Source organism: Saprospiraceae bacterium (genome assembly GCA_016719615.1).
Lineage (GTDB): Bacteria > Bacteroidota > Bacteroidia > Chitinophagales > Saprospiraceae > Vicinibacter.
This window is the reverse complement of record JADJYQ010000001.1, coordinates 583,270-607,345: the sequence shown is the minus strand read 5'-3', so window position 1 is coordinate 607,345 and position 24,076 is coordinate 583,270. Positions and strand designations below refer to the sequence as shown.

Annotated in this window: 17 protein-coding genes; 9 read left to right on the top strand and 8 right to left on the bottom strand. The window is 37.4% G+C overall.

Features of this window, described 5'->3' with window-relative positions:
* The first annotated feature begins 24 nt into the window (after window positions 1-24).
* The 3 genes from IPM92_02500 (at window position 25) to IPM92_02490 (ending at window position 4,173) form a co-directional block, all read left to right on the top strand.
* On the top strand, window positions 25-1,923 hold the full coding sequence (locus IPM92_02500; protein MBK9107265.1) for a hypothetical protein: 1,899 nt from the start codon (window positions 25-27) through the stop codon (window positions 1,921-1,923).
* Complete coding sequence (gene dprA / locus IPM92_02495) at window positions 1,913-3,019, top strand: DNA-protecting protein DprA (GenBank protein ID MBK9107264.1); 1,107 nt, start codon at window positions 1,913-1,915, stop codon at window positions 3,017-3,019. Before IPM92_02500 ends, dprA begins: the two co-directional genes overlap by 11 nt.
* Window positions 3,020-3,180: 161 nt before the next feature.
* Window positions 3,181-4,173, top strand: a complete 993-nt coding sequence (locus IPM92_02490) for an alkaline phosphatase (protein ID MBK9107263.1) — start codon at window positions 3,181-3,183, stop codon at window positions 4,171-4,173.
* A 10-nt stretch (window positions 4,174-4,183) separates the two neighbouring features.
* Here the strand turns inward: IPM92_02490 and IPM92_02485 are convergent, their stop codons facing one another.
* The 3 genes from IPM92_02485 to IPM92_02475 all read right to left on the bottom strand — a co-directional run bounded on the left by IPM92_02485 (window position 4,184) and on the right by IPM92_02475 (window position 9,516).
* A complete protein-coding gene (locus tag IPM92_02485; protein MBK9107262.1) occupies window positions 4,184-7,621 on the bottom strand; it encodes a gliding motility-associated C-terminal domain-containing protein in 3,438 nt (1,145 codons plus the stop codon).
* 140 nt (window positions 7,622-7,761) lie between these two features.
* On the bottom strand, window positions 7,762-8,637 hold the full coding sequence (lipA, locus tag IPM92_02480) for a lipoyl synthase (protein MBK9107261.1): 876 nt from the start codon (window positions 8,635-8,637) through the stop codon (window positions 7,762-7,764).
* Window positions 8,638-8,661: 24 nt separating this feature from the next.
* Window positions 8,662-9,516 (bottom strand): hypothetical protein, encoded by an 855-nt coding sequence (locus IPM92_02475; protein MBK9107260.1) that lies wholly within the window; start codon window positions 9,514-9,516, stop codon window positions 8,662-8,664.
* A gap of 47 nt (window positions 9,517-9,563) precedes the next feature.
* Here IPM92_02475 and IPM92_02470 point away from each other — a divergent pair, with 47 nt between their 5' ends.
* Window positions 9,564-10,922: a polysaccharide deacetylase family protein gene (locus IPM92_02470; protein ID MBK9107259.1), complete on the top strand. Its 1,359-nt coding sequence runs from the start codon at window positions 9,564-9,566 to the stop codon at window positions 10,920-10,922.
* 109 nt (window positions 10,923-11,031) lie between these two features.
* Here IPM92_02470 and IPM92_02465 read toward each other — a convergent pair whose 3' ends face one another.
* Complete coding sequence (locus IPM92_02465; protein MBK9107258.1) at window positions 11,032-11,199, bottom strand: hypothetical protein; 168 nt, start codon at window positions 11,197-11,199, stop codon at window positions 11,032-11,034.
* Between the two features lie 626 nt (window positions 11,200-11,825).
* Between IPM92_02465 and IPM92_02460 the strand changes: the two genes are divergently transcribed.
* Complete coding sequence (locus tag IPM92_02460; protein ID MBK9107257.1) at window positions 11,826-12,269, top strand: TraR/DksA family transcriptional regulator; 444 nt, start codon at window positions 11,826-11,828, stop codon at window positions 12,267-12,269.
* A gap of 350 nt (window positions 12,270-12,619) precedes the next feature.
* On the opposite strand, the gene IPM92_02455 is transcribed toward IPM92_02460, so the two are convergent.
* The 3 genes from IPM92_02455 to IPM92_02445 are packed head-to-tail and all read right to left on the bottom strand — an operon-like array spanning window position 12,620 to window position 15,844.
* Window positions 12,620-13,597 (bottom strand): deoxyhypusine synthase family protein, encoded by a 978-nt coding sequence (locus IPM92_02455; GenBank protein ID MBK9107256.1) that lies wholly within the window; start codon window positions 13,595-13,597, stop codon window positions 12,620-12,622.
* Between the two features lie 43 nt (window positions 13,598-13,640).
* On the bottom strand, window positions 13,641-14,420 hold the full coding sequence (locus tag IPM92_02450) for an arginase family protein (GenBank protein ID MBK9107255.1): 780 nt from the start codon (window positions 14,418-14,420) through the stop codon (window positions 13,641-13,643).
* Between the two features lie 23 nt (window positions 14,421-14,443).
* On the bottom strand, window positions 14,444-15,844 hold the full coding sequence (locus tag IPM92_02445; GenBank protein MBK9107254.1) for an arginine decarboxylase: 1,401 nt from the start codon (window positions 15,842-15,844) through the stop codon (window positions 14,444-14,446).
* 284 nt (window positions 15,845-16,128) lie between these two features.
* Between IPM92_02445 and IPM92_02440 the strand changes: the two genes are divergently transcribed.
* On the top strand, window positions 16,129-17,805 hold the full coding sequence (locus IPM92_02440; GenBank protein MBK9107253.1) for an amino acid permease: 1,677 nt from the start codon (window positions 16,129-16,131) through the stop codon (window positions 17,803-17,805).
* A 227-nt stretch (window positions 17,806-18,032) separates the two neighbouring features.
* Here the strand turns inward: IPM92_02440 and IPM92_02435 are convergent, their stop codons facing one another.
* Window positions 18,033-18,725, bottom strand: a complete 693-nt coding sequence (locus tag IPM92_02435; protein MBK9107252.1) for an OmpA family protein — start codon at window positions 18,723-18,725, stop codon at window positions 18,033-18,035.
* A gap of 289 nt (window positions 18,726-19,014) precedes the next feature.
* Between IPM92_02435 and IPM92_02430 the strand changes: the two genes are divergently transcribed.
* The 3 genes from IPM92_02430 to IPM92_02420 all read left to right on the top strand — a co-directional run bounded on the left by IPM92_02430 (window position 19,015) and on the right by IPM92_02420 (window position 24,017).
* Window positions 19,015-20,061 carry a hypothetical protein gene (locus IPM92_02430; protein ID MBK9107251.1) on the top strand — a complete coding sequence of 349 codons (1,047 nt, stop codon included), beginning with the start codon at window positions 19,015-19,017 and terminating at the stop codon, window positions 20,059-20,061.
* 43 nt (window positions 20,062-20,104) lie between these two features.
* On the top strand, window positions 20,105-22,336 hold the full coding sequence (locus IPM92_02425; protein ID MBK9107250.1) for an AAA family ATPase: 2,232 nt from the start codon (window positions 20,105-20,107) through the stop codon (window positions 22,334-22,336).
* A gap of 154 nt (window positions 22,337-22,490) precedes the next feature.
* The gene (locus IPM92_02420) at window positions 22,491-24,017 is read left to right on the top strand and encodes a DUF1565 domain-containing protein (protein MBK9107249.1); all 1,527 of its coding nucleotides are present in this window, start codon (window positions 22,491-22,493) and stop codon (window positions 24,015-24,017) included.
* Window positions 24,018-24,076: the final 59 nt, after the last annotated feature.

Genomic DNA, 24,076 nt, shown 5'->3' with positions numbered 1-24,076 from the left:
AAATATTTTTTTGAACCCAAGCCTATGATGAAGAATTTTCGCCTGTTGAATATTTTATCGAGGTTTTCCTTTCTTGTGATGGTATTGATCCTTTGCACCATCGCCATATTACTATATGATCGGTCTCTAAGTTTTGGTTATGTACTGGATGATATTATCGTTTATACCGAAAACAGTTTTGTTCAAAAAGGCTTTGACGGAATTTGGGACATCTTAAGCACCGAAAGTTTTACCGGTTATTTTGGCGAACAAAAAGACCTGGTAACTGGTGCTCGGTATCGACCCTTATCCTTGGTTGGATTTGCTATAGAGTTTGAGATTTTTGGAAACAAACCACATTTAAGCCACCTCATCAATATATTACTTTATGCTTTAACAGCCGCTTTGGTTTTTAAATTATTGCAATTATTACTTCCCGATAAATCATCTCAATTTTTTCTGTTTGGAATTCCGGCAATTACTTCTATATTATTTCTCACTCACCCCATCCATTCTGAAGCCGTTGCTAATATTAAAGGCCGGGATGAAATCATGTGTTTGCTATTTTCTTTGTCCGCGGCTATCTCATGGGTTAAATACATTGATAGCCAAAAGAAAATCTTTTTAATTTCGAGTTGTGCCTTGTTTTTATTAGCCTTGTTTTCTAAAGAAAACGCTATTACTTTCACCGCCATCATTCCTTTGATGGTAAGTTTTTTCAGGACCATAGATCTAAAGAAATCTATAATAATGTCTTGGCCGCTTTTGATTTGTGCAGCCATTTTTATTGGAGTCCGTTGGCTGGTTATCGGATATCTGCTCAGCAGCGGAGCAGTGATTACAGACCTGATGAATAATCCATTTATTGGGATGAGTCTTGGCGAAAAAACGGCAACGCTTTTTTATACATTCATCTGGTACTATAAATTGCTGTTTTTTCCACACCCGCTAACTCACGATTATTACCCCTATCATGTACCTAAGTCAGACTGGACAGACCTTATATCTATATTTTCGCTGATCATCACGGCAATGCTTATTTACCTTGCCTTCCGACTCAGAAACCGGAACAAAATCATCAGCTTTAGTCTATTCTATTATTTTATTAGCTTCTCAATCGTCTCCAATTTGGTATTTCCCGTCGGCACATTTATGAATGAACGATTTTTGTTCATGCCGTCTGTGGGCTTTAGCCTCTTGTGCGGATATTTTATTTATTGGCTCGCAAACAAGCCTTCCCCTAAATTTATGAAATGGCTTGCAGCTTTACTCTTTATGTTCTTGTTTTCAGCATATAGTTTTAAAACCATTCAACGCGTTCCCGATTGGAAAGATGGTTTCACATTAAATTTATCTGCCGTCAAAGTATCTAAAAACAGTGCCCGCATTAATCTATTCACCGGTGTTTCATATTTTCAAAAATCACAATCGGAAATGGATCCCGCCAAAAAATCTACGTATTTGCAAATAGCCGAAAAATACATAGACCAGGCATTGGTCATATTTCCTCAATATGGGCAAGGACTCAATATGAAAGCAGGAATCTTGGCAGAATGGCTAAAAAGAGACAATGATATCATCACTTTTTTGAAAAAACTGGAAGGTGTTATTAAAGTAAAGCCAGACCTGGATTTTGTCACTAAATATATGGATTACCTCACCAAAGATCCTGAAAATCTTACCATCATGCACCCTTATCTAAAACGCGTGGGTTATGAAATTCTCTATAAAGAGGTTCAGAATTTTCAGTTTTCATTACACTTTCTGGGCATGGCTTATCATTTAAAAAATGACGATGCAGAATTATGTTATTTTATATCCAAGGTATATACAGATTTTGCTAAATTTGGGAAAGTAAGCTCAACAAAAATATTGGAATATGAGAACAAAGCAAAAGATTTTTTAAATCAGGCAGCAGCCTTAGACCCTAAATATGTACGATGAAAATACCCTTTACCAAATTGCACTAACAAAAATTGAGCACGTAGGTGCTACCACAGCTAAAAACCTTATCCGGATTTGCGGTAGCCCTGCACAGATTTTTAAAGAAAAAAAATGGAAGCTGAAAAAAATTCCTCAGCTTCGGGCCAGTGCATTTCAAAATTTAAGCGATCCTGCAGCTTTGAAAAAAGCGGAAGCCGAATTGGAGTATGTACTTAAAAATGGAATTCGCATTTTATATTATGAAAATGAAGAGTTTCCATGGCGGCTAAAACAACAAGTGGATGCTCCGATATTGTTATACGCAAAAGGCGAGTTAATCAGTAATGCTGAACGAGTTATCTCAGTGGTTGGAACCCGGAATATAACCGACTATGGAAAACAATTAGTCGAAGAATTCGTTTCCGCATTTCAACAAGAAGCCTTTCAAATTGTAAGCGGTCTGGCTTATGGAGTTGATACCGCAACACATCAACAATGTGTTAAACTTCAAATCCAAACCGTGGGCATATTAGGCCATGGTCTTGACAGAATTTATCCGCATGCCAACACTGCCCTTGCAGAAAAAATGCTAACTAACGGCGGATTGATGACCGAATATGGAATGAATACGAAACCGGATCGCGAAAATTTTCCAATGCGAAACAGGATCATTGCAGGACTGTGTGATGCATTAGTCGTTGTCGAAACAGGAGAAAGCGGCGGAAGTATGATCACGGCTGAAATCGCAAATTCATACAATAAAGATGTTTTTGCTTATCCCGGAAGAGTCCATGATCCGTATTCAAAAGGTTGTATCAAATTGATCAAAGAACACAAGGCCCAACTCATGGCTGCACCTACAGATCTCATTTCAGCAATGAATTGGGATGTCAAAAATGACAAAAAACAAGAATACCAATTGCACTTATTTTCTGACTTACAAACAGATGAAAAAAATCTATGTGAAATTTTACAAAAATTAAATGTTGCACATATAGACAAGCTTCACCAATTGTCGGAAATAACTCCGGGCAAATTAGCCAGCGCACTTTTAAGCCTTGAATTCAAAGGGCTCATTCGCTCACATCCGGGAAAAAGATATACTTTGGTTGTTTAATTTTAAATCTTATTAAAATGTATTGGAAATTTTTCATGCTCTTTTTCTGTTTCATATTCTCAGGATGCGGTGGAACAAAAAGTACCCTAACGAAACAAATACCCACAGCGCATTCTTTAGAAAGAGTACCAAAGAATTTTAGACCTAAAAATATTATTTTAATGATTGGGGATGGGATGGGTGTTGCTCAAATAACGGCAGGGCTATATGAAAATAACAACCGACTTGAAATTGAACGTTGCACGATGACGGGCCTTCACAAAAGCCATGCGGCAGACAATTTAATCACAGATTCCGCAGCTGGAGCTACTGCGTTTTCTGCAGGTATAAAAACCAATAATGGGTATTTGGGACTTGACCCTCAAGGGCGAAAATATGAAAGTATACTCCGGTACGCTGAAATGAGAGGGATGTCTACCGGCATCATAGTTACTTCCACAATCGTACATGCAACTCCGGCAGCTTTTTATGCATACAACACCAATAGAAATAATTATGAAGAAATAGCTTCAGATATTTTGGACTCAGGTTTTGATTTTGTTATAGGTGGAGGTAAGAAATATTTTGAAAGACGCACAACAGATTCTATAAACCTCATTGACGATTTAAGAAAAAAAGGATATTTCGTAACGGATTATTTTGAACAGGAATACCAAAGCTGGATCATTCCTGATTCTAAAAAAATCTTCTATTTTACAGCTGATGGCGACCCGCTGCCAGTTATGAGTGGCCGGAATTATTTACCCAAAGCTTCTAAAGACGGTGTTGAATTTTTACAAAAATTGGACAACAAAGGATTTTTCCTGATGATTGAAGGTTCTCAAATAGATTGGGGTGGCCATGCCAACGATTCAAAATACATTATCTCCGAAATGTTGGATTTTGATAAAGCAATTAAAGAAATTATTGACTTTGCAGAAAAGGATCAACAAACCTTGGTGGTCATAACTGCAGATCATGAAACCGGGGGGTATGCGATCAATGGTGGCCACCTTTTTGGAAATCTAAAAACTAGTTTTACAACAACCCACCATACTGCTGAACTCATTCCTGTATTTGCTTACGGCCCGGGTGCAGAATTATTTTCTGGCATTTATGAAAATACAGAAATCTACCACAAGCTTAAAAAATTATTGCAGGAAGAGAAAAAATAATTTTAAAGTTTTATCTCAATAAGGTCACATCACCAGCCTTCCACTTTTCAATATTGTCTTCTCCTACGAAGAGAATTGCAAAAGTATAAACTCCGGGATTCATTTTGTCCTGTTGATATGTACCATCCCATTCGAAAATCTGACCCGCTGCACCATTCAACTGTTCGAAAACCAAAGTACCCCAACGATCAAAAATTCTGAATACGCGGATGCTTGTTTTGGATTCGAATTTAAAAACAGGCTTGAAAGTATCGTTGATGTTGTCTCCATTGGGCGAAAATACATTGGGCACATAAATCTCTGCTTCATCAATCAACACCGTGATGGTAAATTGATCTGAAATGCTACAACCATTCTGATCGGTCACTGTCAAAGTATAACTAATCGTTTGATTAGGTATGGACTGCGTCACCAAACAAGTATCACAAACTAAAAAATCTTTGGGATCCCAGAGTAAGTTCGAATAATTGAAATTTAAACTAGGAATGATATTAACAACGCCGCCTGTTTTGATCGTCGTATCATTTGGAAGACTCAACTGCAATATTTGTGAAGCCCCTACTGCAAAATTAAACAAAGAATCACAACCTAACTGGTCGATCACCCGAAGGCTATGATTGCCTTGAGATAATCCAGTGACGATCATCCCAGGATTTCCGGATACAGGAGCACCACCATCAATCGAAAGTTGGTATGTCCCACTTCCGCCTGTGATACTATTAATCACTAATTCACCGCTGTTGGCTCTGTTACATTTTAGATCCACAGGACTTAAATTTACCTGCAATGGTGAATTAAAAAGTACGTTGACCAAAATCGTGCTATCGCAACCGGTTGCAGCACCACCAAACAAAGTAACGGAGCCGCTTGGATTATTTACAGAAAAAGTAGTATTCCCAACGCGGACACTGTCATTTCTGCAGATCGTAGTTGAAAAAATTCCTGAAACATTTTGATTAAAAAGGATATTGACATTTACAAAACTGTCGCATAAACGAAAAGAACCCATGGGTATTCTGAAACTTCCACGAGGTCTAGAAATTGAAAAAGTTTGACCATAATAAGTCACTGATTCGTCTTCACACATCGTGGTATCAAAACTACCTATAGCATCAATAATCGTCGTTATATTTACATTAATCAAACTATCACATCCATTGGTTGCAGTATTAACCAAGCGGACCATACCTGAAGGACGACCTGAAAAGAAAGCTTCTCCGTGAATGAAAAAGGTATCCCCTCTACATATTTCAGAAGTCACAAATCCTTGTGCATTTGGCAAGATTGACAGTGAAACATCGAGAATGGAATCACAGCCAAAACTTGAAGCACCAGGCAATAAAATGGTAGCTGTAGGATTCTGATCAGAAAAAAATCTATTTACTACAAAAACACTATCGCCCATACATATCGTTGTCGAAAAAGAACCACGATTGTTTGGATAACTAAGATCGACATGAATAATGCTATCACATCCAGTGCTGGATCCATTGGTCAATAATACATCTCCTCTTGGGTTGGATTCATTAAAAACCCTTCCGTTAATGACGACAGAATCTCCGGGGCATTTGATTTGAGTTAAAAATGATTCTGAAAAATTATTGATATTCAATTGCACAAAAACCACACTGTCACATCCTGATTGAGCGCCACCGGGAATTATTGCTGTTCCGCTGGTATTGTTCTTATCAAATCTTATTCCTCCTATCACCACAGAAGCATTATCGCAAATCGTGCGGCTGTAATTACTTACGCCAACTTCGCGACCAATGAAAATAATATTGCTGTCGCAACCAGTAGATGTTTGTAAATTGAGAGAATCGATTAAATTATTTTTATGGATAATAACGGTCCCAAAAGTCAGCGTATCATCATAACATACTGCCAGGTTTAAAACTTGTCTGTAAGCATTGGCTACCTGCACATCCACAATAATGTTAGAATCACAGATACTTACGCCATCGCCTCTTACAAAAATAGAATCCTTGGGATTTGCATCAGAGTATACTTTACCTCTGTAGGTGACTATTTGTCCTGAGCACAATGCCGGAGCAAAAAGTATACGTACAGGAGCCACACAGCTGTAACAATTTCCAAACTCAGAATGGATGCGCGGTCTGAAAACTGGATTCGATTCAAATTCATAAGCAGACAGCTGGTGCCTGTTAGGATACGCTGCATTTAAAATCCATCCGCCGGTTGCATCTGCCTGAGTACGACCCAATTCAAATCCACCATGACAATCATCTGCCGGACATAATAAAGTACTTCTTGCATAAACTACGACACTATCATTTGGTACCGCTGTACCAAAAACTGCATCCCGGTTAACATTGGTAATTGTAGGGACAGGCCTTGCTGGCATAAATACTGGCTTTCCGGATATGCAGGTAAACCTGTTATCCATATAACGCGATACATTGAAAGCAGCAGGTGTATTGGCATTGATAAATACATCATAATTATTGAGACTGTTTCGCTCTACATAAAATTCAAAAAGATTTGTTGCATTCACAAAATCACTCCCATTACGGGCGAAATTATCAGTGATTTCTATGATACCTTGAGTTGAATTGTTGACATTGATATCCAGGTTATTGTTGTAAAACCTATTTTTTGAAATCACTGCTGTTTGTTGTACATTGTTGATATCCAATCCTGAATTCAGAAATCCGAAAAAGAAGTTGTCTTTGATCGTCAAACGTTCTGCGGAAGGGGCAAGAATTCCAATAGTTGGATCCAAAAAATTAACTCCTTTATTTGTATCGAGTGCGCCGAATAAATTGTGATTTATAAAAACATCACCTGCATGTATTTCGACAAGCGGAACTTTGGCGGTAAAAATATTTGAATCGATGCTTACTGTTTTTAATGCCTGGGTAGATTCCACTTTTACTTTGCCTTCCGTCTGAACGATAGAAGATTTGGCAAGGTCTGTTCCAAAATGGCTGGATACCAATTTGAATTGGTTTGCATCGCGGATTCGTATAAATACTTTTTCCGGCACCGGAATCAGATTGTTGTCTGCAAAAAAAGCGGAAGCTCTGATCACACAATCCGGAGCAGTGTTATAATCCAAAATGCAATCACCCGGATTTTCAAAACGAAAATCTGTGAAACTCAATCCACTGATCGAAACAGAACCAGCTTGAACCCTGATAAAAGGAATGCCTACAAAATCTCGAAAATTAAAATCTATGATAACAGACCCAGGACCCCCCGGCTGAGATTCTCCAATAATGCTTAAACCTGAATTGTTTATAGCCGGAAACACGCTTGTGGGCGAAATAGAATGAGGCCCGGCACCAGGTATATTAAATAGGATGGTACTTGTGACCCCATCTGCCTCAGCAGCATTAATAGCCTCTCTTAAACTGCAATGCACTGCATCACAAGTGCCGTCGTCAGTATCAGAATTGTTATTTACGGTGTATACCTGGGCTTTCAAGATTGAACAAAAAGCTAATAAACAGACACTTAGCTTAAAAATTTTCGACATAATGTATTTATTTCAACTGCAAAGGGAGTATAATTTTATCAAAAAAACATCAGGGTAAATACTGATTCTTCAGAAAAAGCATAAAAGTATCAAAAAACATGCCTTTCTGCATGATAGCTAGATCTTACCATAGGGCCACTTTCTATATATTTAAATCCTTTTTTCATTCCAGCCGCTTTAAACTCTGCAAATACATCCGGATGGACATATTCATGAACGGGAATATGCATTTTCGTAGGTTGTAGATATTGCCCGAGCGTTAATATTTCACAGCCATAGTCTATTAGATCATCCATTGCTTTATAAACTTCATCTAAGGTTTCACCCAATCCCAACATAATGCCAGTTTTGGTTCGTTTCCCATATTCTCTGATCCTTTGCAGCTGTTCAAGACTTCGGCTGTATTTGGCCTGAGGTCTGACATACCTGTATAGTCGTTCCACCGTTTCCATGTTATGAGAGACCACTTCCTGGCCCGCACTGATCATCCTTTCCAAAGCAGGCCAATGGGCTTTTACATCGGGAATCAAGGTCTCTATGGTAGTATCCGGACAAACTTCTTTGACAGCTTTGACCGTTTGAAACCAAATTTCGGCGCCTCTGTCTGGAAGTTCATCTCTATTGACCGAAGTGATAACTGCGTGTTTGACCTTCATCAGAAAAATAGCCTCAGCTACTCTTCGGGGTTCGTCTAGATCGTATTCAGGAGGTTTACCTGTTTTCACAGCACAAAAACTGCAAGATCGAGTACACACATTTCCCAAAATCATGAAAGTAGCAGTTCCGGCACCCCAACACTCACCCATGTTCGGACAATTGCCACTTTGACATATGGTATGTAGCTTGTATTGATCGACCAATTGTCTGACGTGTCTGTAATTTTCACCAATTGGCAATTTAACTCTAAGCCAGTCAGGTCTTCTGGCTCTAGATTCGGAATTGGGTACGACGTCGAGTTCTATCATTGTAGGTATGCGAAACGGATTTAATTATTTGGATTTACCGGCTTGACTTTGTCTGGAACCTAACTGGAGATTCAGGTAAAAGTTTAAATAATGATATGGGTTATTATCGTGAACCATCATTTCAGGTCTTTTTGAATAGAGATCAAGTTGAATGCCCAATTCGAGACACCGCACTAGTTTCTCAAAAGCTCCGGGGTCAAAGCGAAAGGCAGCCCTTCCGTACAAACCAGGTACAAAGTTGATTTGGCTGAATCCTTTATAAAAACTACTTCTTCCTAAAATTAATTCAGAGTTGAGAAAGTCTTCCTTTGCATCTTCGTACCGGATATCTTTCACAAAAAAACTTCCATCTTTTTCGTCCCTGACTTTAAGATAATAAGGCTTTAAAAGTCCCAGGACTAATCCGCCTTGCAAATGAAGACCCACCGCGATACCCTTTTTTCGGGCTTTTTCACTCAAGGTCTTTATAATGCCACGCCCGATGCGCATGTTAATCAGGTGGTTCTTTTTGCCATATTTATATGAATCGTAAGTTCTGAAAGATACATTGGATGGCCTGGAAGTTCGGGTTTCCAGCGGATGGTACAGCATTCCTAAATCAAAATGAAAGGTCTTTGTGGTATGATAAGATTTGATTTGCCCCTTGTTATAACCTATATAAAATCCATTGGTGTGAATTGCTGCATCTATCGACCATTCCGATTTGTAGATAATGCCTTTTCGCACCGACTGAATGCGGTCTGATGATACATCCTGTGCAGAAAGTGAAATGGTTAAAAAGCAAGTCAAATAAAATGAAAAAAGACGCATACCGATAAGCCTTGCGTTATCGTTTGGAAGAGTGTAATCCCGTATCCACGGCAACTGTGTTATTTTCACATCCTAAAAGTACTATTTTTTATAAATATTACCGATAAAATAACGAAATGAACAAGGTTCTTGTATATACCAAAGATCCATCGCCCAGATTCGAGTATGTGATCAGGCATATAGAAGGCTATTTTAACAATTTGAGCTTAGAGTCCTGTGGGGAATTAGAAGTCTACCTTCAATGGACCGGACTCTCCATACAACATGGTCAGGAAGATCTAAAGTTAAAAGAATTCAAAATGAACCGTTCTGTTCATTTCGATAAAACGCTTGATAAACTCATTGAAGATGGAGAAGATTTCTTGCAAACCATTCATTGTTCAGCCGAGATTAGCCAGGATTTTGATTTGATAAGTGCAATTTTCTGGCATTTAAGCCGGATTGAGGAATATTTTCCGATCGCTCTGGATCATCATGGGCGATTCCCCGCTAGCAAAAGTATCTTATTTAAAAAAAATATCTTACATCTGCCCTTGGTGGATCTATGGATTTTTGAATGGGCCAAAAAACTAGAAGACTTTTTTGGAATGAGCATCCATCTCAAACCTCAACTTACAGATTGGTCTGTTGGTATAGATGTAGATCAATTTTACAAACACCAACATAAACCTCTGTTTAAAAAATTGGGCGGCTGTCTAAAGGATTTGTCTTCCGGCAAGCTAACAGATGTTTGGGAAAGGATTCAAATTTATTCGGGTTTGATAAAAGATCCTTATGATACATATGAAGAAGTACGCAAACTGAATATTCCTAAATCATCGCTATGTTATTTTATATTATCTGGCGGACAAAGTCCGTATGATAAAAATCATTCACTCCGTCAAAAAGTCATTCTGCTAAAAATTAAAGATTTGGAGCGCTTTTCAGAAATTGGCTTACATCCTTCATACGAAAGTAACCGGCAATCCGATCTCATCAAACGAGAATTACATACGCTTCAACAATGCTGTTCTGAGCCTATTGTCAAAAGCAGGCAACATTACCTGAGAATAGGATTACCTGACACTTATCGCCTATTGATAGAAGCAGGTATTCAGGAAGACTACAGCATGGGCTATGCAGAACAAACCGGCTTCAGAGCGGCTTGCTGCAGACCTTTTCATTGGTATGATCTCCAACGAGAACAATCAACAGAATTGATAATTGTCCCATTTTCATTAATGGATAGAACATATTTGACTTATCTCAAATACCAGCCATCACAGGCCATTCTGGATATGCAAAGCTTATGGGATACCTGCAAGAAATATCAAGGCCACTTCCACATCATATGGCATAACAGCAGTTTTGATTTTTTAGGTGAATGGAAAAACTGGGATGGTGTTTTTGAGAAAATGGTGACCCAATTAATTGATCTCCCTAAAAATGAAGACCCAACTATAAAATCAAGGGAGACTTCAATTAGAAATCTGTGATTTCAAAATTAATTTTACTAACGGTTTAGCTTGGAATTGGGCCAATGGCTATGCAAGCAAAGTCTATGAACTGTGAAGTCCATTCAGACAATTCATAAAGAGCCTTAGACTAACAATAACCAAGATCTTCATCCGTTTCCAGAAATTCGCCATGCGTTTGAAGTTCGAGGACTTCTTGTTCGGCATGTACGCTTTCCATCGGACTAAGTTGTTTTTGATGGTCAATTTCAGGCTTTGTGTGTTCCTTTTTTTCGCGCCTTTTAAATAAATTCTTCATAATCGTATATCAAATATGTTCATTTGGATTCTGCCAACAAATATAAATGCATATTTATATATATTAAGTAAATTAAATCAAAACTTTATACATATTAATAATAAATCTATATTACCACTCCGTTCAAATTTTTATAAATTAAGCCAGTAACTTCAAAAGCTATAAACTTAGGAAGTGCCCAATGAGAAATTCAGTAAAGTAAGTGTTTGTTTGTTTGAAGTACGTATCCGGTAGCAATGCGATTAAGATGAAAATTCCAAAAGATCACATGGCTTGTAATACCCTACAAAATTATTACGAAAAGACCTGATTCCCAAATAATAAGCAAAACTTTAACATTTGATAATACGTACTACTTTTGAAGTTTTGTTATTTATAAAAAATATCAATAGGATCACAAACAGATCATGAGCTTGATATTCAAAATTAACGGAATGGGAAATTTGAAATTATCGAAAACGCGTTCTATTAAATCATAATATTTAAAATAATATTAAATTACACATTAAACTATTTTTATATATGTAAAGATGTTAATAATTAAGTATTTAAACTAAATGATTTAAATTTCAAAAAAAATCACATCCTAAAAAAATATATATCTAATTTTGCCCAAATTTCCAAGAATGAATAAGACCAGGTATTCAGATGAAGAGTTGATGGAATTCAAGAAAATCATCGACGAGAAGCTCGAGTTGACAAAAAGCGAACTCGCGGGTATTGAGCAACAGATGATGGAACTCCGCGATAACATGGCTGATGAGCAAGGTGGCGATTGGTTCGATGATAGTTCTATACATACAGAAATTGAATTCCTGACAAAAATGGCTGAGCGTCAGAGGCAGTTTATTCAAAATCTTGAAATGGCACTGGTTCGAATCAAAAATAAATCCTACGGTATTTGTACGGTCTCCGGCGACCTCATTGAAAAACAACGATTACTTCTGGTCCCACATGCCACTAAAAGCGTAAAAGCCAAGGAAAGTGAAAAACCGGGCAACCCTACTCCCGAATTGCGTTCTGAAGCGCCATTGTTTGGTGAAGAAGAAGACAATCCGCCTTTAGATTAAATCTGTCTGTAGGAAGAAGTCTGCTTGACTATTTGACTGCTTGGGGGAATAGTCTGATAGTCTGATAGTCTGTTAGTCTGTTAGTCTGTTTGATTTATAAAACTGAAAACTGGAAACTTCATTTCGTAGGCTTGTAGGAAGAAGTCTGCTTGACTATTTGACTGCTTGGGGGAATAGTCTGTTAGTCTGTTAGTCTGTTAGTCTGTTTGATTTATTAAACTGAAAACTGGAAATTGGAAACTTCCTATTTTAGGTTCGTAGGTATCAACATCTACTAACGTATGTTAGTCTAATAAACAACAATTATTTTAAATTATTCTTCCGATCTTTACTAGTTAAAAGCTTTTCGCTTACCATCCTAATATCCATGCAAATATCAAAGGCGCTACTATGGTGGCATCGCTTTCAATAACGTACTTAGGAGTATGGATATCCAATTTACCCCAGGTTATTTTTTCATTGGGCACGGCTCCGGAATAGGAGCCAAAAGAAGTTGTGCTATCTGAAATCTGGCAGAAATAGGACCAAAATGGAACATCGTGCCATTCGAGATCCTGATACATCATTGGCACTACACAAATGGGAAAATCGCCTGCAATCCCGCCACCAATTTGAAAAAAGCCAACGCCTTTGCCTGCAGAATTTTTGCGATACCAGTCGGCTAGATAAACCATGTATTCAATTCCACTCTTCATGGTAGAAGCTTGTAACTCAGCTTTGATGACATACGAAGCAAAAATATTTCCCATAGTGGAGTCTTCCCAACCGGGAACGATAATGGGTAAATTGCGTTCTGCCGCAGCCAGCATCCAGGAATTTTTGGGATCGATCTCATAATATTGTTCCAATACGCCACTTAAAAGCATTTGGTACATATACTCATGCGGAAAATATCTTTCGCCTTTTTGTTGCGCGCCATTCCATAGTGCATGAATGTGTTTTTGTAATCTTCGAAAAGCCTCCTCTTCAGGAATACAGGTATCTGTAACTCTGTTTAATCCTTTTTCCAGTAAAGCCCACTCCTCTTCAGGCGTGAGATCCCTGTAGTTGGGGATACGTCTGTAATGATTATGAGCTACCAGATTCATCAGGTCTTCTTCGAGATTGGCTCCCGTACAAGAAATGATATCTACTTTTCCCTGGCGGATCATTTCTGCCAATGAAACTCCAAGTTCTGCAGTACTCATGGCTCCTGCAAGCGTAACCATCATTTTACCACCTTCAGTAAGATGCAATTCATATCCTTTTGCTGCATCCATTAATGCTGCAGCGTTGAAATGGCGGTAATGATGCTGGATAAATTGAGAAACCGGACCCTTATTTGTCATGATATTTTTTTTAAAGCTTTAGAAAATGTAAATCACTTCGCAATTATTTTTTAGATTTTTTATTTGCCCTTTCGAAATAATAAGCCAGCATTTTATAATACAATTTAGCAGCTAAAAACTCAGGCGCTTTATTTCCTTTAGCAGGCGCCAATTCTACAATATCAAAACCTACGATATTTTTCCGCAGAAAGAGCATTCTTAAAAATTGTAACATTTGATACCAATGCATACCACCCGGCTCGGGAGTTCCTGTACTGGGCATAATAGATGAATCAAAGACATCGAGATCCAACGTAATGTAAACATCATTTGTCATTTTCTTAATAGCTTCCTCCATCCAATAATCATTATCCATGATCTGGTGTGCAAAATAAACTTTGGCCTTTTGAAGAAACGTTTTCTCAGATACATCCGTGTGCGCATCGAGTTGCAAAACAGTTAGTTTTTTATATTTTTTTGCAAATGCTCGCAATACTCCAATACTTACACTGTGTTCTCCACCAAAATAGGTCAACAACTTCCCGGTTTTTAATTGTGCAGTTACCGTTTTGTAAATTTTGAGTACCATCTCTTCTGGAGTACAGTTTTTAAGTTTAAGTGGTTTTTCTAAAAAAACACCGTTTTTGTAAGGCTCACTGTTCGTTTCTATGTCATACAATTCCATATTAGAAGATGCGTCCATGAATGCTTCATAACCCTTATCCGCACCCTTTCCCCAAGTGCTCGTCCCATCATAAGGCAATGAAGTAAGCAGGACTTGTGCATTTTCGTATTTCCCAAACTTCTCAGCAACACCTGCATAAGTTTCTGTATTCTTTTTCATATTGTTACTATTTATTCCCGATTTCAATTGTATCCTAATATGCGCAACATATCTCTTGAATTTTGCTCGTCGTTATAAACCCAATCTACGAGATTTCCATTTTCATCGCGGTCTACCAATATATGTTTTGGTGAAGGCAATAAACAATGTTTAATTCCACCATAACCCGAAAGTGCATCCTGATAAGCTCCGGTATGAAAAAAACCAAGATATAAAGGCTCTTTATCCGTTCTCAAATATTTCGGCATAAATAATTGCTGATTCTGGGCTTCAGTATTATAAAAATCCGAATTATCGCAACTCAATCCACCGATGTTTACCCGACAATAATCGTTATACCATTTATTGATAGGCAATAATATAAATCGCTCTGCAATGCCCCAACTATCGGGCAATGTATTCATGAGTGAATTGTCGATCATATACCAAATCTCCGAATCGTTTTGTTGTTTTTGCTCAAGGACTGAAAATATCGTTGCCCCACTTTCGCCTACTGTGTATTTTCCAAATTCCGTAAAAATATCAGGGTGTTTAACTCCGGCTTCATCACAAGCATCGCGAATCATTTTTACAATCTGGTGGATCATATATTTATAATCGAATTCAAACCCAAGCGCATTGCGTATCGGTAATCCACCGCCAATATTTATGGCCTTGAGTGTAGGAAAATGTTTTTTTAACTCGATATAAGTATTGATGCCCTTTTTCAATTCACCCCAGTAATAAACCGTATCTTTTATTCCTGTATCTACGAAGAAGTGTACCATGTGCAGATCAAACTTCTTGTTTTTTTTCAGTTTTGTTTTTGCAAATTCAATGACTTGTGAAGCGCGGATGCCAAGTCTACTAGTATAAAATTCGAATTTTGGTTCCTCCTCAGTTGCAACGCGGATGCCCACTTTACACTTCTTCTGCAACATGGGTTCGAGTTGGTCAAGTTCATAAATATTGTCACATACGGGAATAATATTTTTAAATCCGGCATTGACCATGGATGCAATATTTTGCAAATATTGTTTTGGTTTGTAGCCATTGTTGACAATAATATGATCTTTGGTAATAAGTCCGTTTTTATACAAATTTTGAATGAGATCTATGTCAAATGCAGATGAAGTCTCCAATTGTACATCGTGTTGTAATACTTCCTTGAGGACATAAGAAAAATGGCAACATTTAGTACAATAGCTATAGTAATATTTTCCGTCGTACTCCAATGTTCGGATCGACTTGTTGAACAAGTTCTTTGCCTTCTTAATCTGATCGGCGATTTTAGGTAAAAAAGTCAATTTAAAGGGCGTTCCATACTTTTCGATGAGCACCATTAAAGGGACGCCATTAAAGATTAAATTGTCCTTTTCGAGATCAAAACCTTCCTGAGGGAAATAGTAGGTCTGATCGATCATATCAAAATATCTGTTTACCATTTACTTTTCAGTTTTAAAAGAGGCACAAATATATCTCTAAACAGCTATTTCACAGGGATATTCGGAGGATTTGCCCTTCTGAATCTATTAGATCTAAATGTTAAGATAAAATTTCGGCAACTGGACTATCCAGTAATTTTAAAGTTTCAAATGAAAAATCTAATTGGATCTCAACAGTTTCCCTTAAATCAAGTTTTAGTTCGTTCATGTCTGGCTCTTCGAATACCGTAAAATTTCACTAAGTTTACCCTTATAGAGCATTTAATATTAAAGAATTATATAATATGTTTAAAGAGATCCGCCGAAGAAAGCCCCTCCAACAATTACAAGAATCCGGAGCCCAAAGTCATTTACACAAAGTCCTTAGTTCCAGAGATTTAACAGCACTAGGAATCGCTGCGATCATTGGTGCCGGAAGCTTCAGCAGTTTGGGTGAGGCTTGTTTTAAAGCAGGACCGGGCGTGGTTATTTTATTTATCATTACCGGCATTGCCTGCGGTTTTACAGCACTTTGTTATGCTGAATTTGCCAGCAGGATCCCAGTTGCAGGTTCTGCATACACTTATGCTTATGTTTCTTTTGGAGAACTGGCTGCCTGGATCATCGGCTGGGCCTTGCTCATGGAGTATTCTATAGGCAATATCTACGTTGCATTTTCATGGAGTGATTATTTTACTTCACTGATGGAGCGCTTCAATATCCATATTCCCGATTGGCTTACCTGCTCACATATGGAAGCCCGTAAAGCAGTCGAAAATGCAAGTATCAATCAGGAATTGATTAATGCCTGGAACAATGCACCCCTCATCGGAAATCTGAGGATCATATTTGATTTACCTGCAGTGGTCATCAATATTTTAATCACTGCCCTGATTTATATCGGAATCCGCGAATCAAGAAACATGAGCAATATCATGGTTGCGCTAAAACTTTCCGTAATATTATTGGTCATCATTGTAGGTGCTTTTCTCATTCAAGCCGAAAATTGGTTTCCGATCAATGAAATGGGACAAGCCAACTTTATGCCCAATGGCTTCTCAGGTGTAATGACTGCGGTTAGTGGCGTGTTTTTTGCCTACATAGGATTTGATGCGATCAGCGTCTTTGCAGAAGAAAGTAAAAATCCGCAAAAGGATCTCCCTAAGGGAATGATCTATTCGTTGATCATTTGCACGGTCGTCTATATTGTATTAGCCTTTGTTCTCACCGGAGTTTTAGACTACAAACAATTTGATGGCATCGGTGACCCTTTAGCTTATATTTTTGAAGTTCGCGGACTTTACTGGATGCAAATGATCGTAGCTTTTATCGCTGTTGTAGCGATGACCAGTGTGTTACTTGTATTTCAAATGGGACAACCTCGCATATGGATGAGTATGAGTCGAGATGGTCTGCTACCTGAAGTTTTTCAAAAAATTCATCCAAAATATAAAACGCCTTCCTTTGCTACCATTGTTACGGGTATCGTTGTTGGTTTGCCCATCTTTTTTACAGACAAAACTTTTGTTTTAGATTTTACCAGTATTGCCACTTTATTTGCATTTGTGCTGGTATGTGCAGGCATCTTATTCATTCCGCGGAATACGGAATCAACTGGTCATTTTAAATTATGGCATATCAATGGTAAATACTTATTTCCCATCCTGGTTATTGGTACGTTCTTTCTGGTATCCTTAATCTTTCCTGAGTATTTTAAACATTTAATTGATTTGGATGGAACAGATCACACTTATAAAATCTCAACTTTGATTTTTTGGTGTCTGCTGATGATATTAGCCTTGCTTTCTTATTTAAAAGAGCTTTCATTGATCCCTTTACTTGGCGTTACGAGCTGCAGCTATTTGCTCACGGGTATGACGGCTTCCAATTGGCTCTGGTTTGTGAGCTGGTTAGGAATTGGACTGATTATTTATTTTAGTTATAGCATGCATAAAAGTAAGTTGAGTAACGGAAAGCAGTAGCGTTGATCGTTAACAGTTGTTAGTATAGAACTATCTAAGATACCTTAGGTTTAGTAAATTCATTAAATGTTTACTAATATTTCAATGCTCGTAAATATCATGTCAAGTTTCTTGCTCTTTGCTTTTGGCTTTAAGCTTAAAGCTATTAAAAAAAAAACCGGAGAATACATTTATCACCGGTCTTTTTAAGTAGTAGGTAAAATTCTAACGTGCTATTACAAGAATTTTTATTTGCTCAACACCATAAGTTCGATGCGATTATTGATCAATCTTCCTTCGTGTATTTTATTATCTCCAACGGGGAATTTCTGCCCAAAAGCTTTTGTTTCTACGCGATCATCGGCAATTCCATGAGAGGCTAATTCTGATTTAATAATTTCTACTCTTTTCGCAGATAATATTTCATTCGCTTTTTCGCCACCGACATTATCCGTATGGGACATGATCTTTACTTTCAAGTTTGGAAAAGCATTCATCAATGCTGCCAAATCCGAGATTTCATGACTGAATTTTGGATTCAACTCTGCTGTGCGATCTACAAAACGGAGATCAATAAATTTAAATTCCTCTCCAAAATCATTAACTCCACTTTTTAGATAGTCCAGTAATTGATGCGCCAGTGTCCCTTTTTCAAAATTTTTCGATTCAAGCGCTTTCAGTTGATTTTTAGCTTCAGCGCTGTGGTGCCCGGCTATATGAACATAGTCTGTATCTACGAGATGAACTTGCTGGCCTGAATCCAATGCAGAAGCTGTTGACTCTGTTTGAACTCCTGGCTCACTTTTATTTCCCTCACCGGATTGACAATTACTAAATAATACAAGTATGGACAATGCCAATAGAAACTGAATGATAGCCATTCTAATAATCCATTGACGTTGGCCGGACGATACATTTTGAATTTCCATGATATTTCTCATAACGCAAAGAACAGAATAATGTTCCAGTTAAAGTGTTTTATTAACAATTCTTTAAAATAAATAATAAGCATTTGCCATTTTTACAATAATATATTCTTTAAATAACAATTAGGTGATCCATGTTTAAGGGCAAGAATTTAGGGTCTGGCAAGCCTTATTATTTATGCAACGAATGAAAGAATCATTTTGCAACTGCGTTTAATAAGAAAAACACCTGTTTGACTCAATTTTAACAATAGCAGATTCCGCGAATCAGCTGTCTGGTTACCTTTGATTGGAGCTTTATCCCATGATGTCTAAATTAGTAGATCCTTTCTTATCGGTTGATGTGTTTTTAAACGCCAGGTATCCAAGTATTCAGGACACGTTCAACGAACTTGATGAAAGGATTAATGATGAAATAAGACTATTAGCTCAGGATGAAAATCACTTATTTAGTTCCGTCAGAAGCCGTTTACAATATTTATTGTCCAAAAATATAATTCCCAAATACCTCTATGATCATCTGCTTCGCTACAAAGAAACATTAGGTTTTCCCATTGAAAATCAGGATGAACTCTATTTTAAAGGCATTCAACTATGGCTAAAACTCCTGGAAATTCAGACAGGTCATAGTCTCCCGGATCGATTTTTAAAGTTTCAGTTCATCATAGAGGTCGCCGAAGCTCCAACTTCTTTTTCAAAAGAATATCCATCCATCAGAATTAGTTTTCTTGAATATTCCGAAGACCGCAATGCTTTGAAATTTGTAATTTCAAATCAAACCGAACACATTCACCTTTTGGAATTAAAAAGCTTGAGAACCAAGCAAATTAAACATCTTCAACAATGTATACAATATCTGCAGTTTCCATTTGATGCTTGGGCACATCGGCTTATTTATTTGCAAGGATATTGGTCTGTTGATTCTTTAGTTCTTATGCCGGATTTTTTAGTCGATGTCACCACAGTTGCCAGTTGTTTTCACGCCACGGAATCGAATCCATTAAAACATTTCATCCAACTTTACTTATATCGGCCAACCGGATTACCAGCACTTATTGGAAATGCTGTAAATTATTTTTTAGATGAGCTGATCATTCACAATGACAGCAATGCAGAAAGTATGTTACAAACTGTTTTTCATCAAAATCCGCTGGCATTTAGTTTGTTAAATGATGATCAAATTAAATTATTTTCAGAAACTGTTCGAACGCATTTTAAAAATATAAAAGAAGTGATCTCTTCGCAATTTGATCAAAAATTGCTTCAACTCCAAGAATGTTTGTTAGAACCAAGTTTTTTACGCCCTAAATTATGGTATTCAGGGAAGGCTGGATGTTTTTTACCAGGATGATGTTGATACCCTTATTGTCGAATTAAAAAGTGGCAAACCTTATATGCCCAATAAGTTTGGTGTAAATACCGAACATTTTGCGCAGACCTTACTTTATCACTTAATGATCGAATCCGTTTACCAAAACACGCATTCGATTCAGGCTTATGTGTTATATTCTTCTCAGTCTACCCAATCGCTCCGCAAAACAGCTATGGAGCCCGGAATGAAAGAAAAATTAATTGATCTTCGAAATGCACTCATCGCGATGCATTTGCATATGGCATTTCATCCAAAATCTGAAAATTTTATACTGGATCAATTAGGGATCCAACATTTTGCACATGCGGAATCATATACCAAGCGGGATGCAATATTGCTATTATCCATATATCAAACTTTGCTGCCTCATGAAAAGGATTACTTTAAAGAGTTTACAGGATTTATTGCCAGAGAACAATTAATATCTAAAACCGGAAGAGCACAGTCTCAATACATTGAAGGATTAGCATCCCTTTGGTTGTTATCAGTTACTGAAAAAAGAAAGCAACACATGCTGCTATCGGGTTTGCGCATGATCGAAATTGTTAGCGATCCGCAAGACTATCCTATCCTCATTTTAGAGGAAACTGAAACAGAAGTTCATTTGGCAAATTTCAGAATCGGAGACACATTGGTGCTTTATAGACAAGCGTCGGCGTTACAAGAACAGATTTTTAAAGCGACGCTGATTGACATTCAATCTGGAAAATACTGGATACGATTAAGGACGCGCCAATTTCCGGAAAAACTTAGGTCTGCAGATGCCAATTGGAACATTGAGCATGATTTTTTGGATAGATCTTTTTTATACCAATATCAGAATTTATGCGATTGGGCAAAATCAAGTCCACATAAAAGAAATTTATTACTTGGTATTCAAAAACCAGAATCATTAAAGAATGATATTTACGATTTACATCCGGAAACGCCACAGGCCATCAGGCCGATTCTCCAAAAAATTCTCAATGCAAAAGAATATTATCTCGTTTGGGGCCCTCCCGGCTCAGGAAAAACCAGTATGGTCATTCGATTTTTGGCAGATGCACTGATTCATAAGTGCAATGAGAATATTTTATTGTTAGCATATACGAATCGGGCAGTTGATGAAATATGCGAAGTATTGGATTGGATTAAAAAAGATTCAGGTACAGATTACATCAGAATTGGTTCAAGATATGGCGTTCAGGAAAAATTCAAAACTCAATTATTAGATGAAAAAATAAAATCCTTGAAAGGACGTGCCGACACCCTGGAACTCATTCGTTCGACACCCATATTTGTGGCCACAATTGCCAGCATGCAAGGTAAAAAAGAACTGTTTGAATTAAAAAGTTTTGATACCGTGATCGTTGATGAAGCAAGTCAAATATTGGAAGTCCAAATGGTGGGCTTACTCACAAAATTCAAAAGGTTCATTCTCATAGGAGATCATATGCAATTACCGGCGGTAAGCGCACAAACTGAACTCGAATCTAAAATTAAAGCCGATAGCTTACGCAAACTAATGATCACTCAATTGAATATGTCTTTTTTCGAACGCTTATACCTTCAATGCAAATCCCAACATTGGGTAGATGCATTTACAATGTTGGAACTCCAGGGAAGAATGCACCAGGAAATCATGGAGTATCCGGCAAAAATGTTTTATGAAGGACAATTGAGCATTCTGCCGGATGGCTTAAATGCACGACAAAAAAGAAATTATGAGGATTTGTTCAAATTGAAGTCCACTGAATTTCAAAAATTGCTAAGCAAACATAGAACGCTGTTTGTACCGAGTAATTTTTCTGAAAATATCATTGGATCCAAAACAAATTTCCTGGAAGCAGAATTGGTTGCAAAGCTCGTTCAGGCAATTTACAATCTTTATAGAGATAATGGATTGAACTGGAACGAAATGAGCCTGGGTGTAATCACTCCGTTCAGAGCCCAGATAGCCCTGATCAAACAGCAGTTACATGCCCACGTGCTGCCGGTGGCAAATCAAATAACTGTAGACACCGCCGAAAGATACCAGGGAGGTGCAAGAGATATTATCATCCTTTCAACAGTGATTACGGATGCTAGTCAATTAACTCAAATTAGTTCAATTACTGAACAGGGTGCTGATCGAAAACTGAATGTTGCACTCACAAGAGCCAAAGAACAAATCATTTTAGTGGGTAACCCGGATGCATTGACTGAATCACAGCATTACAGGAATCTGATCAATGACTACACTTTTTTAGACCCTAATTTGGTGCAAATACCTTGAAAATCAATTGAACATTTTTAAGATTCGGAAATATGCAAATTCTTTAATCGGACAAGACTTCTGAAAATCCTCACAAATTATTAACGAATAATCAAGCAGCATTCAAGATAATAAAGGAATCTTACGATAGCTTTGTCCCATTAACATTGAGTTCATGCGCATAAAACATAGCCTCTTTTTTTGCTTACTTTCGAGCTTAGCAACTGCGAAAAGCTTTTACGTCTCCACTAATGGAAATGACCTGAATAAAGGAAACCATTGGTTTGTCCCTTTTAAAACGCTTGAAAAGGCACAGGATGCAGTGAGACCTGGTGATACGGTTCATATCATGAGAGGTGATTATTACGCCAAATCTGCCTTTAATTTTGAAGTCACCCGTAATGGAACCGAAGGAAAGTGGATCGTTTATAAAAATTACCTCAACCACAAACCAGTACTTTATTCAGGTTCCAAAGGTGTTATTCATGTCAAGTCATCACATTACATCAGTTTTGAAGGATTGATTCTTGATGTAAAAAATGATTGGATCGATGATGCAGAAACAAACTTACAAACAGGTATAGCGATTCAAGGCGTTTATGAAGAACCCGCAAGCCATATCAAAATTTACAATTGTTTTATTAAGAATTTTAAAGGACCTGCGATAGCTTTAGAAAATTATGACTTTATAACTTTGAGTTATAATCGATTTTATAACAATGCTTGGGATTCGAAAGCAGCTGCGGTAGTTTTATTTACAAAAGCTGTAGAAACGCAATCCACGCAACCATATCGAAATTATATACAATCAAATGTTTTTGAAAAAAACAGCATTTCAAAGACAACAAGTCAGCCTGTTTGTAATCCGGTCATCAAATTTGAATACAGCAAGTCAAGTCTGCTGCCAGATCAAAAACATGCGCTGATCTACAACAACATTTTATACACCAATGGAGGCGGTGGTATTTCCATTGAGAATGGAGTGGCGTTTTTAATCATGAACAATACACATTATAAAAATGCACAACAAGATTCCTGCGAAATGCCCGAAATAGTAATATCGCAATCAACGAATGTATTGGCAGCCAATAATATTTTTTTTACATCTAGTGCAAAACCTGCCGGTAAAATATTCAATTCCGTAAATACCCAATTTAAAAATAATCTGTACTATAATTTTTCATCAAAAGAATCAGGTGAGAACGATATTATTGCAGATCCAGAATTCGAGCTGATAGATATGGAAAAAAACGAATATAATTTCAGGCTCAAAGGTAATAGTCCAGCCATAAATGCAGGCATTGATGAAAAAATTGCGGATATAGATTTTGAAGGAAATCCAAGAAAATTTGACCTACATACAGATCTTGGCGCTATAGAGTTTATGCAGCGAACACTTCCTTCCTTAAAAAATCTGAAAGCAGGACCTCAATCCAATAAATTAAAAACATATTGGTCAAGTCTATACCTGCAAGCTCAAAAAGTATATACCCTCTGGAATCAGGAAGAGCTGCCATTTACGATCCGGATCTATGATCCTATGGGTGTCCTTATTCATCAGGATTTGTTTATGGGAGAATCTTCAAGTTCTTATGAATTTGATTTTAGCAGATATCCAAACGGGATTTATACGGTTGTAGCCTTAAGCAATGCAGGGAATTATTTTGATAGGGTTAAAATATTCCCAATGAAGCAGCAGTAGGCCTCATCTACTGCCAAAATCTAGACATTTTTAGTTACTTTTGCATAAAGTTATCTTTC